General features: G+C 53.4%; 14 protein-coding genes. 6 read left to right on the top strand and 8 right to left on the bottom strand.

Annotation, left to right across the window (positions count from 1 at the left end; genetic code table 11):
• Positions 1–431 precede the first annotated feature (431 nt).
• From rseC to rseD, 5 genes are read right to left on the bottom strand one after another with little or no spacing between them, the layout of a single operon-like run.
• Positions 432–914 (bottom strand): SoxR-reducing system protein RseC, encoded by a 483-nt coding sequence (rseC, locus tag ACREYP_RS04700; RefSeq protein ID WP_008459510.1) that lies wholly within the window; start codon positions 912–914, stop codon positions 432–434.
• Positions 911–1,876, bottom strand: coding sequence for a sigma-E factor regulatory protein RseB (gene rseB / locus ACREYP_RS04695; protein ID WP_008459512.1), 966 nt, complete (start codon positions 1,874–1,876; stop codon positions 911–913). Before rseB ends, rseC begins: the two co-directional genes overlap by 4 nt.
• Positions 1,876–2,523 carry an anti-sigma-E factor RseA gene (rseA, locus tag ACREYP_RS04690; protein WP_008459515.1) on the bottom strand — a complete coding sequence of 216 codons (648 nt, stop codon included), beginning with the start codon at positions 2,521–2,523 and terminating at the stop codon, positions 1,876–1,878. Before rseA ends, rseB begins: the two co-directional genes overlap by 1 nt.
• Before the next feature lie 31 nt (positions 2,524–2,554).
• On the bottom strand, positions 2,555–3,130 hold the full coding sequence (gene rpoE, locus ACREYP_RS04685) for an RNA polymerase sigma factor RpoE (RefSeq protein ID WP_008459517.1): 576 nt from the start codon (positions 3,128–3,130) through the stop codon (positions 2,555–2,557).
• Positions 3,127–3,264, bottom strand: a complete 138-nt coding sequence (gene rseD / locus ACREYP_RS04680) for a rpoE leader peptide RseD (protein ID WP_166990376.1) — start codon at positions 3,262–3,264, stop codon at positions 3,127–3,129. Before rseD ends, rpoE begins: the two co-directional genes overlap by 4 nt.
• A gap of 298 nt (positions 3,265–3,562) precedes the next feature.
• On the opposite strand from rseD, the gene nadB reads away from it, so the two are divergent.
• On the top strand, positions 3,563–5,179 hold the full coding sequence (gene nadB / locus ACREYP_RS04675; RefSeq protein WP_336819095.1) for an L-aspartate oxidase: 1,617 nt from the start codon (positions 3,563–3,565) through the stop codon (positions 5,177–5,179).
• Here the strand turns inward: nadB and trmN are convergent.
• A complete protein-coding gene (trmN, locus tag ACREYP_RS04670) occupies positions 5,164–5,901 on the bottom strand; it encodes a tRNA(1)(Val) (adenine(37)-N(6))-methyltransferase TrmN (protein WP_008459522.1) in 738 nt (245 codons plus the stop codon). The two genes, nadB and trmN, sit on opposite strands and share 16 nt — an antisense overlap.
• Before the next feature lie 121 nt (positions 5,902–6,022).
• Between trmN and srmB the strand changes: the two genes are divergently transcribed.
• Complete coding sequence (gene srmB, locus ACREYP_RS04665) at positions 6,023–7,360, top strand: ATP-dependent RNA helicase SrmB (protein WP_008459524.1); 1,338 nt, start codon at positions 6,023–6,025, stop codon at positions 7,358–7,360.
• Positions 7,361–7,612: 252 nt separating this feature from the next.
• Here the strand turns inward: srmB and grcA are convergent, their stop codons facing one another.
• A complete protein-coding gene (grcA, locus tag ACREYP_RS04660) occupies positions 7,613–7,996 on the bottom strand; it encodes an autonomous glycyl radical cofactor GrcA (protein ID WP_008459527.1) in 384 nt (127 codons plus the stop codon).
• 319 nt (positions 7,997–8,315) lie between these two features.
• Here grcA and ung point away from each other — a divergent pair, with 319 nt between their 5' ends.
• Entirely contained in the window at positions 8,316–9,005 is a 690-nt protein-coding gene (ung, locus tag ACREYP_RS04655; protein ID WP_336819094.1) for a uracil-DNA glycosylase, read from the top strand.
• Between the two features lie 57 nt (positions 9,006–9,062).
• On the opposite strand, the gene ACREYP_RS04650 is transcribed toward ung, so the two are convergent.
• The gene (locus ACREYP_RS04650) at positions 9,063–10,133 is read right to left on the bottom strand and encodes a tRNA/rRNA methyltransferase (protein ID WP_008459530.1); all 1,071 of its coding nucleotides are present in this window, start codon (positions 10,131–10,133) and stop codon (positions 9,063–9,065) included.
• A 206-nt stretch (positions 10,134–10,339) separates the two neighbouring features.
• On the opposite strand from ACREYP_RS04650, the gene trxC reads away from it, so the two are divergent.
• The 3 genes from trxC (at position 10,340) to ACREYP_RS04635 (ending at position 14,230) form a co-directional block, all read left to right on the top strand.
• Positions 10,340–10,759 (top strand): thioredoxin TrxC, encoded by a 420-nt coding sequence (trxC, locus tag ACREYP_RS04645; protein WP_038479759.1) that lies wholly within the window; start codon positions 10,340–10,342, stop codon positions 10,757–10,759.
• 76 nt (positions 10,760–10,835) lie between these two features.
• Entirely contained in the window at positions 10,836–11,537 is a 702-nt protein-coding gene (locus ACREYP_RS04640) for a tRNA-uridine aminocarboxypropyltransferase (RefSeq protein ID WP_008459533.1), read from the top strand.
• 32 nt (positions 11,538–11,569) lie between these two features.
• A complete protein-coding gene (locus ACREYP_RS04635; RefSeq protein ID WP_498881128.1) occupies positions 11,570–14,230 on the top strand; it encodes a bifunctional acetate--CoA ligase family protein/GNAT family N-acetyltransferase in 2,661 nt (886 codons plus the stop codon).
• Positions 14,231–14,270: the final 40 nt, after the last annotated feature.

Genomic DNA, 14,270 nt, shown 5'->3' with positions numbered 1-14,270 from the left:
CTACATGTGTCCATCAGAACGGGAGGTTCCGTGTCCATCATAGGATATGGACGCACTGGTGGACACAAAAACCATGACTTATGATGTCGTAGGTTGACTGTACATGCAAACAGTATTGTTTTTTAGAAGGCTGATTTGATGGGGGTCTTGATAGTGTTTTGTCGGAGGTTTGCGGAGGCTGGCGAGGTATCAATTATCGATGTGGGCAATAATAGAAAAGTTACGTATATTCTTCATAGTTAGAGGTTTTATGCCTTACAAATGGCCTGTGAGCTCGGCGCTTCGCGCTGTACGGAGCAGGATGTCAGAGACTGTCTTCTGCCTGAAACGCCGCATTCTACACTACAACCAGAAAGTGAGGAAACTGCTCATCCTGCAAGCTTAGGTAAGCCATAAGCAGGATGTGCAAAGAGATGTCATTTGAAGGGAATTTATTGATTTTCAGCCGGCGGCGCGGACGTATCGACGCGCACTGCATCCGGGCTAAGCGCAACGCTTAGAATCACCGGCTGCCAGCTCTCACGACGGCTGAAATGCTGGGAAAAACCGCGAGCAAGCAGGAAGCCCCCTACGCCACCAAGCAAAGCTCCGCACATAGCGGCCAGGTTGGTACCAAACAGCGTCTGGAAAAGACCTGAACACAAAAATAGTCCGACCAACGGCGACATGTACACCAGCAGCGCGGACCCTAGCAGGCTACCTTCCGCAATGCCCAGCTCCACTTTTTGCCCGGCAACCAGCGGCTGTTCGCTTGGCACAGACAGCAGATGGCTGGTTTGTGGCCCCAATTTGTTTAGGACACGAGTCCCACATCCAGAGCGCGAAGCGCAGCTGCTGCAAGAGGCTTTAACATCACAGTGCAGCAATGCTTCACCATTTTGCCAGGAGACGACCGTCGCCCATTCTTTAATCATTGCGTCGCTCCGTTAAACTTCACGCTATCGCCAATGCGTTTCGCCGTTTGTGGAGGCAACTCACCTACAACGGTAATTTCGGTTTTATCACGAATTTCTGTGCTAATAGTCCGGCGACCGGTCCGCACAAGCTGTTCGCCATTACTTGCCTGAGACGGGGCCTGGCTGATGTTCACCGAGAAACTAAATAACCCGTCAGAATAAAGTCGGGATTCGATAGGCACGCCCACGGTTGGCAGTGGCCGGCGGCTGCTCGACACTTCGCTAAAGCCTTGCGGCAGCCATGTCGGTGCCCATGTAAAACTGGCCTTTTCCGCACCCGGTACGGACAGCAGAGGTGGCAACGTCGCTTTTGCTAAATTCTGCAGAAGCCCGCTCGCCTGATTTTCAACAGAGAATGACACAACCCGGAACTGTTCGAGCGTTTCGCCGTCGCGATCCAGTAAATCAACGCGAAGCGGCAGCTTGGTTTCGGTATCGAGCCAAACAATGTAGTTATAGCGAGTGCCGTCCCGAGCAACGACGCGAATAACCTCGCATAGTCTGTCGGCAATACGCGTACGCCCGACAGAAATAAAGTCGTAGTACGGCGTCAGGCGCTTAAAGTCGGTATAAACGATGGAAGGCAGAGAATCGACGATGTAGTCCCCGGTGAGCGTGAATGGCTCGAGCCCAGGCTCAAAATAGCTGATTTCATTGCCGCGCTGAACGACTTCGCGGCGCGGGCCGTCCATTTGCAGGAATTGCGCAAGCGGGCGATTATCAAGACGTGCATGGCGATAACTAAGGGACTCAATCCCTTGTTTGCTGATATTGATAAACGCCAGCTCATAATTGAGTGACTGACTAGCCTGGTTCATCTGCTGCAACAACGCCCCGGACGAAACAGTGTCCGCCGAGGCGCTGGAGGTGAACAACAGGCTGCCTGCCACGAGAGACAGGGCACACCAAAGTTGCTTCATTACTGCGATTGCGTTCCTAAAGTTTGGTTTCCTGGCACTTGCACAGCGGCCTGCTGGGTTTGCGCCTGTTCAAACTGGAGCTGCTCGGAGTGTAAACGACGCTGCAATTCGTAATCCTGCAGCATAGCGTTAATACGACGACGCTGTTCCTGTACTTGCTGACTGCTGTTGCTGGCGGTCGTGTCAGACGGTACGCCCAGACTTACCGGACTGGCTTTTCCCATCATCGGCAAAGTGTTAAAGACCGGCGTTTCCGGCTGTGCGGTGCTGTCAGACTGGCCATTATAGTGCTGCACACCCACGATAACCGCAAGCGATACGCACGCGGCAACGCCCATTTGGGTAAGCTGGCTTGCCCACGGACGCACCTTATGCCAGAACGGCATTTTCTGCCACTGCTGAGGCTGCGGCTGAGATTCGGTAATGAGCGGCGCGACGTTACGCACAGGCTCATTTGCGATAGCCGCCATCACGTTGGCAGAAATATCAAAGTGGAGCACTTCGCTGGTATCTCCGCGCATTGTGTCGCGGATAAGGTGGTAACTCTCCCAGCTTTGCTGCAATTCACTGTCGTTTGACAGGCGATTAAGCAACTCGCTGTCGAGAGATTCGCCATCCATTAAAGCGGAAAGTTGTTCTTTCTGCATGCCTAAATACCCTTCCAGTAATCCGCTATCGTCAACGCCTGATAAGCGGTTGAACTTTATTATCAATAGCTTCCCTTGCGCGGAAAATACGAGAACGCACAGTACCTACCGGGCAATCCATGATGTCGGCTATCTCTTCATAGCTCAGGCCATCCAACTCCCGCAACGTAATTGCCATGCGTAAATCTTCCGGGAGCGACTCAATAGTACGGAAAACTATTTGTCTCAGTTCTTCAGACAACATTAAGTTCTCAGGGTTCGAAATTTCTTTCAATGCGCTGCCACTTTCGTAGTTTTCAGCGTCAATGGCGTCCACATCACTTGATGGCGGACGCCGCCCCTGAGCAACCAGATAATTTTTAGCCGTGTTGACCGCGATGCGGTACAACCACGTATAAAACGCACTATCGCCACGGAATGAATCCAGCGCGCGATAAGCTTTAATAAAAGATTCCTGCACCACATCGGGTACATCTCCCGAAGGTACATAGCGGGAAACCAGGCTCGCAACCTTATGCTGGTAGCGTATCACCAGTAGGTTAAATGATTTCTGATCTCCCTTTTGGACCCGTTCGACGAGGACCTGATCCGTTAACTGCTCGCTCATCCGAGGTAATGTCTCCCCAAACCCAATTTCCACGCGTAATCGAAATGCCACTCGAACCCTGCATTTTTGAGCAAGCTTTGAGTTTGAGTGCCCGAGGCCAGCAAAGTTCCGTTACGCCTTTGTTTTTCTGTCATGTTTAGCGGATTGCATCTTTTCATTATAAATTCCGCTTCGCAAAACGGTAACGCCGATTCTTCTGAATCAATGCTCAAAAAGTTAGCGAGAAGAGTATCTCATGAATCAGGGTATTTCATCATCTAATCTGCCATTTATCCTTCCGTAGTGAGATTTATTTACGCAGTTTGCTCGAGCCCTCCCAATGACTTTACCGATGACTCTGTTTAGTTTGCACAACACTAAAACAAAAAAAGCGTGTTCAGCGTCCCACCCGGTGCTATGCTCGGGCCACTATTGTTTAGTAAATTAAACACCATGAACAAAAATAGCGATCTGATCTGTGACGTATTAATTGTCGGTAGCGGTGCTGCTGGCCTTTCTCTCGCGCTGCGTCTGGCTCAAACCAGCAAGGTCATTGTGCTAAGCAAAGGCCCAGTTAACGAAGGCTCAACTTTTTATGCACAGGGGGGAATTGCCGCCGTTTTCGATGAAACCGACAGCATAGCTTCCCATATTGACGATACGCTGATAGCCGGGGCAGGAATTTGCGTTCGTGACGCCGTAGAATTTGTGGCAAGCAATGCAAAGCACTGCGTCCAGTGGCTGATTGATCAGGGCGTCATGTTCGATACCCACACGCTGGCGAATGGTGAAGAAAGCTACCATTTGACGCGTGAAGGCGGCCACAGCCATCGCCGAATTCTTCATTCGGCGGATGCCACCGGGAAGGAAGTTGAAACCACGCTAGTCGGCAAAGCCCTCAATCACCCCAATATCCGGGTGATCGAGCGCAGCAACGCCGTAGACCTAATTATTTCGGACAAAATTGGCCTGCCGGGCACAAGGCGCGTCGTCGGTGCCTGGGTCTGGAACCGGAACCTTGAAAAGGTCGAAACCTGCCGTGCGAAATCTGTCGTTTTAGCCACCGGTGGCGCTTCAAAAGTCTACCAGTACACGACAAACCCGGATATCGCCTCCGGTGACGGTATCGCTATGGCATGGCGTGCAGGCTGCCGGGTCGCCAATCTTGAATTCAACCAGTTTCACCCTACGGCGCTGTTCCATCCTCAGGCCCGAAACTTCCTGCTTACCGAAGCATTGCGCGGCGAAGGTGCATACCTGAAGCGTCCGGATGGTTCACGCTTCATGCCGGAGTTTGATGAACGTGCCGAGCTTGCGCCACGTGATATCGTCGCCAGGGCTATCGATCACGAAATGAAACGCCTGGGCGCAGACTGCATGTATCTGGATATCAGCCATAAGCCAGAGGCGTTTGTTCGCCAGCACTTCCCCACTATTTATGAGAAGCTGCTTGGGCTAGGCATTGATTTAACCAAAGATCCGGTTCCCGTAGTCCCTGCCGCGCATTATACCTGCGGTGGCGTGATGGTAGATGAACATGGGCGCACCGACGTGGACGGGCTGTATGCCATTGGCGAAGTGACGTATACCGGCCTGCACGGCGCTAACCGAATGGCCTCAAACTCTCTGCTCGAATGCCTGGTTTATGGCTGGTCTGCCGCAGAAGATATTCTGAAGCGACTGCCGTATGCGCGCGAAAGTAAAAATCTGCCCGACTGGGATGACAGCCGTGTGGATAATCCAGACGAACAGGTTGTTATCCAGCATAACTGGCATGAGCTGCGGCTCTTTATGTGGGACTACGTTGGGATCGTTCGCACCACTCGTCGGCTGGAGCGGGCGCTGCGAAGAATTACCATGCTGCAGCAAGAGATTGATGAGTACTATGCCAACTTCCGCGTTTCAAACAATTTGCTTGAGCTTAGAAACCTGGTGCAGGTTGCCGAACTCATTGTGCGCTGCGCCATGCAGCGTAAAGAGAGCCGGGGCCTGCACTACACGCTCGATTATCCGGATCAGCTCGCTGAATCCGGCCCAAGCGTGCTTTCCCCGCTCTACATAAACAGGTAGAAGTCCTGGGTCAGGCTGCAATAGCCTTCAGAATAGGTTTGGTCTGGCCCCCGGATCACCAGGCGGTCGTTGTAGTATTCTCCGCCCGTAGGAGAAAGCGCGAGCATCACCCGATGCGGCAGGCGAGTTTCATTGTCGGCCACATCGGTACGGTAACGAACATGCCAACCCTGTGATTTCGCCAGCTCGCTGAATGCCGTCCCGGCAGTTTCCGGCATAATCACGCAGAAGAAACCGTCTTCGGTGATCAGTTGTTCAGCGCTGCTGAGCAAGGCCTGATGATCCAGCGTCGTGGTATAACGTGCCTGAGCTCGTTCTGGTGATGCGCAGTTACTGCCCTGCTCAAAGAAAGGCGGATTACTGACAATTAAGGAGTAGCGCTGAGTAGCCTGCTGCGCCCACTCGCGGATGTCCGCGCAGTGAACGTGAATACGCGAAGCCCAGCGGCAGCCTTTGGCGTTTTCTGCCGCCTGTTCTGCAGCAACAGGATCCAGCTCCACGGCTTCAATCGTGACGTCATCAGCGGTTCTCTGGGCGAGCATCAACGCCAGCAAACCGCTGCCGGTGCCAATATCCAGGACGCTTTTGACATTAACTACCGGCACCCATGCACCGAGCAGCGTCCCATCTGTTCCCACCTTCATGGCGCAGCGATCGTGCGCCACAAAGAACTGTTTGAAGGTGAAACCATCCCGACGTAATACCGCTTTTTGATCCGACATCTTATCTACCTTGCAAAGAAACCGCCGTAGCATAAGTGAAACGGACATCTACGGAAAGACACAAACAGATGAAGATCGCGGTCATTATGTCTATAATCGGCGTCCCAAACAGAGGTAGACCATGACTGTAAGCACTTTTTCCGAACTCGAACTTGATGAAAGCCTTTTGGACGCGCTCCAGGAGAAAGGCTTTACTCGCCCGACTGCCATCCAGGCTGCGGCCATTCCTCCTGCACTTGAAGGACGCGACGTGCTGGGTTCAGCACCGACGGGTACCGGTAAAACCGCAGCTTACCTGCTGCCAGCGCTACAGCATCTGGTCGACTTTCCTCGTAAGAAATCTGGCCCGCCGCGTATTCTGATCGTCACGCCAACCCGTGAACTCGCTATGCAGGTCGCCGACCACGCGCGTGAACTGGCAAAACATACCCATCTGGATATCGCCACCATCACCGGCGGCGTAGCGTATATGAACCACGCTGAAGTTTTCAGCGAGAATCAGGATATTGTGGTCGCTACCACCGGCCGACTGCTGCAATACATAAAGGAAGAGAACTTCGACTGCCGCGCGGTTGAAACGCTGATCCTTGATGAAGCAGATCGCATGCTGGACATGGGCTTCGCGCAAGATATTGAAACCATTGCCGCGGAAACCCGCTGGCGCAAGCAAACCATGCTGTTCTCCGCTACCCTGGAAGGCAACGCGGTTAAAGATTTTGCTGAACGCCTGCTGGAAGATCCGGTTGAAGTTTCCGCCACGCCATCCACGCGTGAGCGCAAGAAGATCCATCAGTGGTACTATCGCGCCGATGACGTTGAGCACAAAACGAAGTTACTCGTTCATTTGCTGAACCAGCCGGATACCACCCGCTCTATCGTCTTTGTGCGTAAGCGCGAGCGTGTGCATGAGCTGGTTGCCTGGCTGCGTGAAGCGGGCATCAACACCTGCTATCTCGAAGGCGAAATGGTACAGGCCAAGCGTAACGAGGCCATCAAGCGCCTGACCGATGGTCGCGTAAACGTTCTGGTTGCGACCGATGTTGCTGCCCGTGGGATCGATATCCCTGACGTTAGCCACGTATTCAACTTTGACCTGCCACGTACCGCGGATATCTATCTGCACCGTATTGGTCGTACCGGTCGCGCAGGCATGAAAGGAACCGCGATTTCGCTGGTTGAGGCGCACGATCATCTGCTGCTGGGTAAAATTACCCGCTACATGAAAGAGCCTCTGAAATCCCGCGTTATCGACGAACTGCGCCCAACGACGCGTGCGCCAAGCGAAAAGCTGACCGGTAAGCCATCCAAAAAAGTGCTGGCTAAGCGCGAAGAGAAGAAGAAAGAGAAAGACAAAGAGAAGCCGCGCGTTAAAGTGCGCCATCGCGATCAGAAAAACATCGGTAAGCGCCGTAAACCAACGGCAGCTACCACGACAGAGTCGCCAAAAGTCGACGAATAACATGAACGCCGGGATAATCCCGGCGTTTTTTATTGCCCGGGTACTGCGTTTTCCTGCAAACAATCATTCTTTACGGCATTCCTGCCCTGTCGTATACGGCGAAGATAGTGACATCGAAGAAATGAGCGTAGTGCTGGCAGCCCCAGGAAATTTAGGGAACCTGTACCGGGTGCTGATGCGGGTTTACTATGCATTCTATTAACGTGAAAGAGCGCCAGAAGGCGCTCTTTATTCTCAACGGCAGGAACTGAATTACAGGCTTTCAGTAAAAGTACGGGTAATCACATCGCGCTGCTGTTCCGGAGTCAGGGAGTTAAAGCGCACCGCGTAGCCGGAAACACGGATGGTCAGCTGCGGATATTTTTCCGGATGCTTAACCGCATCTTCCAGCGTTTCACGACGCAGAACGTTAACGTTCAGATGCTGCCCACCTTCAACGCGAACTTCCGGTTTCACTTCCATTGGAATTTCACGGTATTCAAACTGGCCCAGTTTACTGACCGCAACCACTTCATCTTCCGCAAAACCTGCTTTCGCGCACACGCAGCGAGCTTCTCCTTTTTCACTGTCGAGCAGCCAGAAAGAGTTCAGAAGTTCGTCGTTTGCCGCTTTTGTAATTTGGATACCAGTAATCATTTTATTTCTCCCTCAGGGTAATGTGCTGATTCTTTGGGCCAGCGCTCTGGCTCATTGGTAAAACCTTTGTTGCTTTGTTGTTCTTATATCAGTCCACCAGGCGTGATTCTTTGACCTAAATCAATTAAATCCACACACTAAAAATGGCTTTAGCTGGTTTTATTTGTTTTACATCAACTTAGACGGTCAGCGCCATGCTAAAACTTTTGTAAATTTTCAACTTTATTTATCACTGTAGCTCATTGATGCCACGCACTATTTTGCTCAGAAGGAAGAAGCAGTTAAGCTATCGGGCAATACAGATTCGCGGGAGAGCGAGATGACGACCCACCTCACCTGGCACGACGTGCTGGCAGAAGAGAAACAGCAGCCCTACTTTATCAATACGCTCAGCGCCGTCTCGGCAGAGCGCGCAGCGGGCGTGACCGTTTACCCTCCGCAAAAGGATGTTTTCAACGCTTTTCGCTTTACCGAGCTGGGCGATGTCAAAGTCGTGATTCTGGGGCAGGATCCTTATCATGGACCAGGCCAGGCGCACGGACTCTCTTTCTCCGTCCGTCCAGGAATCGCTCCCCCGCCTTCGCTGGTCAATATGTATAAAGAGCTTGAGGCTTCTGTCCCAGGCTTCACCCGCCCTACGCACGGCTACCTTGAAAGCTGGGCTCGGCAGGGCGTGTTGCTGCTCAATACGGTACTTACCGTCGAAGCGAGTAAAGCGCATTCCCACGCCAATTTTGGTTGGGAGACGTTTACCGACAAGGTTATCGCCCTCATTAATGAACACCGTGAAGGGGTGGTGTTCCTGCTGTGGGGTGCTCATGCCCAACGCAAAGGCAGCATTATCGATCGTCTGCGCCACCATGTCCTGACCGCACCGCACCCTTCCCCGCTTTCTGCGCATCGTGGTTTTCTGGGCTGCGGGCATTTTGTGAAGGCGAATGAGTATCTGGCCGGGCGCGGAGAACAGCCCATTGATTGGGTGCCGCAGCTGCCACAGGACAATGGCTAAAATCGGGGCGAAAAAAAACCAGCAATTACGCTGGTTTTTTTATAGCTGGAGAAGGCCTTAGGCCTTGTTCTGGCGCCACCATTCGCCCAGCAGCACGCCGGTCGCTACCGATACGTTGAGGCTTTCAACATTACCTGTACCTTCAATGGCTACGCTCATATCTGCGTTTTCAAAAGTCGTGTCGGAAACGCCATCGCGCTCCTGGCCCAGCACCAGCACCATTTTCTTAGGCAGCTCAGCTTTATACAGCGGGGTGCCCTGGTGGCTTGAGGTTGTCACGATGGTGTAGCCCGCTTTACGGAAAGCTTCCAGCCCATCGCCAAACGTCTCGCCGCTGATCGCCACCACGTGCTCGGCCCCGCCTTCTGCGGTACGAATCGCCGCACCGGATTCCAGCAGAGAAGCATCCTGAATCAGCAAACCTTTCACGCCGAAGTGTGCGCAGCTGCGCATGATCCCGCCCAGGTTATGTGGGTTGCCCACATCCTCCAGTGCCAGCACGCAGTCTTCTTCCCCGGCTTTGTTCAGCCAGGTCTGCACGCTGATGCCGCTGCGTTTTTTAATAATGAAGCAAACGCCGCCGTGGTGTTCCGTGCCTGAGGCTTTTGTCAGCTCAGCGTCATCCACCACGTGGTAAGCCTTGCGATTTGCCGCCATCCAGCGCAGCGCTTCTTTAAAACGAGGCGTAACGCTCTGGATAAACCAGGCGCGCACGATGCTTTCCGGGCGGCTCTGGAACAGCGCCTGACAAGCATTCTCACCGTACACACGGGCTTCTTCGGCGCGCTGGCGACGAATCACTTCCGGATCAACGATATGTTTAGTTGTACCTTCATTGTCTGATGCCGACAGCGAAGAGTCTACCGGGGCACGGGAAACCGTACGCCATGGCGAGGCCGCTTCACCGCGATCGCCTCTGTCACTACGTTCATTACGATCGCGCCCGCCGCGAGGTTTATCATCGTGACGAGACTGACGGCGACCGCCGCCTTCACCACGTGACGCACCGGCAGGACGCCCACCGCCTTTCCCGGTACGCGGGTTTTGGCTGCGCTGTTCGCTTTCGTCGTCACTGCGGACATACATCACTTTGACCTTGCCGCTTTTACCTTTAAATTCGTCGTTCATTGTTCCTCCACCTGGCTGAGCGCGAAGCGCGCAGATTACCTGATGTGCCATGGGTTAGCCATTAACTTTGCTTAAAAGCTAAAAACTATTGTACTCATCGAATAAATCACTTTGTTGGCCTCCCCATCTTCGCCGATAATATGTAACATATTTGAAACATCCATGGTGCATGGCACCGATTTCAATCATTCTCTTTGAGGTTAGTTATGAATACCGTTTGTGCCGACTGCCAGGCCATTAACCGCATTCCTGACGACCGTATCGATGACGGTGCAAAATGCGGTCGCTGCGGCCATGAACTGTTTGACGGTGAAGTCGTTAACGCCACGACGGCGACGCTGGATAAACTCCTGAAAGATGAGCTGCCGGTTGTGGTTGATTTTTGGGCGCCGTGGTGCGGCCCGTGCGTGAACTTCGCCCCTATTTTTGAAGATGTTGCCGAAGAACGCAGCGGTAAAGTTCGCTTTGTGAAGGTGAACACCGAAGCGGAGCAGGAACTGAGCGCACGTTTTCGCATCAGAAGCATCCCGACCATTATGATTTTCAAAAATGGCCAGGTCGTCGATATGCTGAATGGCGCCATGCCTAAAGCCCCGTTTGATAGCTGGCTGGACGAAAATATCTGATTATAAGGGGGCATTTTTTAAGCCCCCTTTCTCTATCTACGGTAGAATGGCGTTTTTAGCCAGACATCCTTCATTAATGACCGAAAACGCCGTTCTTCGCCTTCGTGCAGCCCGCCTTGCTCGCGCAACTCGTCCCTTTCTCGCCCGTGGTAATCGCGTTCGTCGCTGCCAGCGCTGCCTGCTGCCGTTGAAAAATTGCCTGTGTGAGACGCTTAAGCCACAACATGCCCGCAGTCGCTTTTGCCTGGTGATGTTTGACACCGAACCGATGAAGCCGAGTAACACCGGGCGGCTTATTGCCGATATTTTGCCGGAAACGGAGGCATTTCAATGGTCGCGCACGGAGCCCCCTCAGGCGCTGCTGGATCTTGTCGCTAACCCGGATTACCAGCCAATGGTAGTTTTTCCCGCCTCTTATGCCGATGCAAGTCGCGAGGTACTGACCACGCCACCAACCACCGGTAAGCCACCGCTATTTATCATGCTTGATGGCACGTGGACTGAAGCACGTAAAATGTTCCGTAAAAGCCCTTATCTCGATGCGCTGCCGATAATTTCCGTAGATTTAAGTATTACCTCAGCTTATCGCCTGCGCGAGGCCCATGCGGACGGCCAGTATTGCACCGCGGAAGTCGCCGCAGCCCTGCTAGAACTGGCGGGAGATGTAGTAGCGTCCAAAGGATTAACCCAGCATTTCACTCTTTTCCGCGAGCGCTATCTGGCGGGGAAACCCCATCATCAGGGCAGCGTCACAGCAGAAGTGGAAGAAAACGTTTAGACTCTCCTGAACATCACTCAGGGGAGAGCGTCGTGAGTCAACGAGGCCTGGAAGCGCTGCTGCGTCCAAAATCCATTGCCGTTATCGGCGCTTCGGCAAAAGCCGACCGCGCCGGTTATTTAATGATGCGCAACTTGCTTGCTGGCGGCTTCAATGGTCCGGTAATGCCGGTAACGCCGACTCACAAAGCCGTGTGCGGAGTGCTTACCTGGCCGGATATTGCCAGCCTGCCGCTGGCTCCTGACCTCGCTATTGTTTGTACGCATTCCCGGCGAAATCTTACGCTACTGGAAGCCCTGGGTAATAAAGGCTGCAAGGCCTGCATTATTTTATCTGCCCCACCCGAGCAATTACCCGAATTGCTGGCCTGTGCCGCTCGCTGGCAAATTCGCCTGCTTGGCCCAAACAGCCTTGGCCTGCTGGCTCCCTGGCAGGGGCTTAATGCCAGCTTTTCTCCAGTCCCCATCCAAAAAGGCAAACTGGCGTTTATTTCTCAGTCTGCCGCAGTGTCCAACACCATTCTGGACTGGGCACAGCAGCGCGAGATGGGCTTTTCCTGGTTTATTGCGCTTGGCGATAGCCTGGATATCGACGTGGATGAACTGCTTGATTATCTGGCCAGGGATACGAAAACCAGCGCCATCCTGCTGTATCTTGAACATCTGAGCGATGCCCGACGCTTTGTTTCCGCCGCAAGAAGCGCCTCACGTAACAAGCCGATTCTGGTCATCAAAAGCGGGCGCAGCAGCAAAGCACAAACGCTACTGAAAACCCATCCGGGCCTGGATGCCGCCTGGGACGCGGCGATACAACGAGCAGGTTTACTTCGGGTCCAGGATACGCATGAGCTCTTTTCCGCCGTAGAAACCCTTAGCCACATGCGACCTCTGCGCGGTGAGCGACTGATGATTGTCAGCAACGGCGCGGCACCTGCGGCGCTGGCCCTTGATGAGCTTTGGATACGTAATGGCAAACTAGCGACGTTAAGTGAAGAAACTCTGCAGGCTCTTGCGGGCGTGCTTCCTCCTGGCGTTGAGGCAGGAAACCCGATAGATCTAAGGGATGACGCGACGCCTGGCCGGTACCTGCTGGCCATAGAGAAATTGCTGGATAGCCATGATTTTGATGCCTTAATGGTTATCCATTCCCCCAGTGCCGCCGCCCCAGGAACCGCAAGCGCTCTTGCCCTGATCGATCTTCTGCAGCGGCATCCTCGTGGCAAATATCTCACCATTGTCACCAACTGGTGCGGAGAGTATTCCTCCCAGGAAGCCAGACGCCTGTTTAGCGATGCCGGTATTCCGACGTACAGAACGCCAGAGGGTGCGGTCACGGCGTTTATGCACATGGTCGAGTATCGCCGTAACCAGAAGCAATTGCGCGAAACGCCGGCCCTGCCGGCTAACCTGACGGCAAACACTAGCGACGCCCACCATCTGATTCAGCAGGCCTTGCATCAGGGAGCCACGACGCTGGATACCCATGAAGTCAGGCCGGTACTTGAAGCTTATGGCTTAACGACCCTGTCGACATGGATTGCTGGAGACAGTGCAGAAGCGGTGCATATCGCAGAGCAAATTGGTTATCCCGTCGCATTAAAGCTTCGTTCTCCGGATATTCCCCACAAGTCGGAAGTTCAGGGCGTTATGCTCTATTTGAGAACGGCCAGTGAAGTACAACAGGCCGCCGAAGCCATCATCGACCGTGTAAAAATGGCCTGGCCCCAGGCTCGTATTCACGGCCTGCTGGTGCAAAGCATGGCAAACCGCGCAGGCGCACAGGAACTAAGAGTCGTCGTTGAGCACGATCCGGTATTTGGTCCATTGATCATGCTGGGCGAAGGCGGCGTAGAGTGGCGACCTGAAAGGCAGGCGGCGGTAGCCCTCCCCCCGCTAAACATGAACCTGGCCCGATACCTTGTCATTCAGGCGATCAAAAGCGGCAAGATCCGTAGCCGGAGCGCATTACGCCCGCTGGATATCGCCGGGATCAGCGAAGTTCTGGTGCAAGTCTCTAACCTGATAGTTGATTGCCCCGAGATTGTCAGACTCGATATTCACCCTCTACTGGCATCCGGCAGTGAATTCACCCTGCTCGACGTCACTCTGGAATTGGCCGAATTTACGGGGGATGCTGATGCCAGGCTGGCCGTGCGTCCTTATCCTCATCAGCTTGAAGAGCTGGTGCAGCTTAAGAACGGTGACCGCTGCCTGTTCCGGCCGATCCTGCCCGAGGACGAACCTCAGCTGCAGCGTTTTATTGCCCAGGTAACAAAAGAGGATCTCTACTATCGCTATTTCAGCGAGATCAATGAATTTACCCACGAAGATTTAGCCAATATGACGCAGATCGACTACGATCGAGAAATGGCGTTCGTTGCAGTCAGAAGAATAAAAGACAACGATGAGATCCTCGGCGTCACACGCGCCATTTCAGACCCTGACAACGTTGATGCCGAGTTCGCCGTGCTGGTTCGCTCCGACTTAAAAGGCCTCGGACTCGGCCGACGCTTACTGACTAAGCTCATCGATTACACCAGAGAGCATGGCCTTCAACGGCTGAATGGCATAACGATGCCGAACAATCAGGGCATGATTACCCTGGCCCGTAAACTGGGTTTCAGCGTCGATATTCAGCTGGAAGACGGCATTGTAAGTCTGACGCTTCCGTTGAGCAAAAGCGCAGATTCGTGAGTAAGGTACTGGAAAACATACTCACTTTGCGCAGTAGTAG

The sequence above is a fragment of the Enterobacter sp. TMH.L2 genome, from assembly GCF_050847315.1.
Classification (GTDB): domain Bacteria; phylum Pseudomonadota; class Gammaproteobacteria; order Enterobacterales; family Enterobacteriaceae; genus Cedecea.
This window is presented reverse-complemented; position numbering and strand designations above follow the sequence as displayed.

Bases quoted from the DNA above. Each gene is read 5' to 3' on its own strand.
- rseC (WP_008459510.1), bottom strand. From the start codon at position 914: ATGATTAAAGAATGGGCGACGGTCGTCTCCTGGCAAAATGGTGAAGCA.
- rseB (WP_008459512.1), bottom strand. From the start codon at position 1,876: ATGAAGCAACTTTGGTGTGCCCTGTCTCTCGTGGCAGGCAGCCTGTTG.
- rseA (WP_008459515.1), bottom strand. From the start codon at position 2,523: ATGCAGAAAGAACAACTTTCCGCTTTAATGGATGGCGAATCTCTCGAC.
- rpoE (WP_008459517.1), bottom strand. From the start codon at position 3,130: ATGAGCGAGCAGTTAACGGATCAGGTCCTCGTCGAACGGGTCCAAAAG.
- rseD (WP_166990376.1), bottom strand. From the start codon at position 3,264: ATGACAGAAAAACAAAGGCGTAACGGAACTTTGCTGGCCTCGGGCACT.
- nadB (WP_336819095.1), top strand. From the start codon at position 3,563: ATGAACAAAAATAGCGATCTGATCTGTGACGTATTAATTGTCGGTAGC.
- trmN (WP_008459522.1), bottom strand. From the start codon at position 5,901: ATGTCGGATCAAAAAGCGGTATTACGTCGGGATGGTTTCACCTTCAAA.
- srmB (WP_008459524.1), top strand. From the start codon at position 6,023: ATGACTGTAAGCACTTTTTCCGAACTCGAACTTGATGAAAGCCTTTTG.
- grcA (WP_008459527.1), bottom strand. From the start codon at position 7,996: ATGATTACTGGTATCCAAATTACAAAAGCGGCAAACGACGAACTTCTG.
- ung (WP_336819094.1), top strand. From the start codon at position 8,316: ATGACGACCCACCTCACCTGGCACGACGTGCTGGCAGAAGAGAAACAG.
- ACREYP_RS04650 (WP_008459530.1), bottom strand. From the start codon at position 10,133: ATGAACGACGAATTTAAAGGTAAAAGCGGCAAGGTCAAAGTGATGTAT.
- trxC (WP_038479759.1), top strand. From the start codon at position 10,340: ATGAATACCGTTTGTGCCGACTGCCAGGCCATTAACCGCATTCCTGAC.
- ACREYP_RS04640 (WP_008459533.1), top strand. From the start codon at position 10,836: ATGACCGAAAACGCCGTTCTTCGCCTTCGTGCAGCCCGCCTTGCTCGC.